This window comes from Ensifer adhaerens, assembly GCF_001270265.1.
Taxonomy (GTDB): domain Bacteria; phylum Pseudomonadota; class Alphaproteobacteria; order Rhizobiales; family Rhizobiaceae; genus Ensifer; species Ensifer adhaerens_B.
Window position 1 is genome coordinate 1 of the sequence record NZ_LGAP01000096.1, and the last position, 512, is coordinate 512.

The 512-nt window shown below is 69.9% G+C and carries 1 protein-coding gene; it reads right to left on the reverse strand.

Annotated elements, in window-relative coordinates:
• Positions 1–512: ATP-binding cassette domain-containing protein (locus tag AC244_RS34845; RefSeq protein WP_152976252.1), on the reverse strand; the 512-nt coding region annotated here is incomplete at both ends.

Consider the following 512-nt stretch of genomic DNA (forward strand, 5'->3'; position numbering starts at 1 on the left):
TGAACAGCGTCTCGGGCCATTGGTTGAGATCGGCGCCGTCGATGCGCACCGCCCCGCGCAGCACCGGCCAGATGCCGAGCATGGCGCGCGCCAGCGTCGTCTTGCCGCCGCCCGATGGCCCGATCAGCCCCAGCGCCTGGCCGGCCTTCAGCTCCAGGCTGACTTCGCTGAGCAGCACCGCCCCGGTCGACGGCGCCACCGTCGTCACCTTGTCGAGCGAGAAGCTTGTCGTCGGCGCCGGCAGGTCGAGGCTGCCGGAGCGCTCGTCGAGCACGCCGAGTGTTTCGTTCAGCCGGTGATAGCTGCGCCTTGCCGCCACCACACCCTTCCATTGCGCGATCGCCATGTCGACCGGCGCCAGCGCCCGGGCGGTGACGATCGACGAGGCGATGATCGCGCCCGGCGACAATTGTCCGCGGATCGCCAGATAGGCGCCAAGCCCGAGGATCGCCGACTGCAGGATCATGCGCAGCACCTTCGACAGGCCCGACAGCGTGCCGCCGATGTCCGAG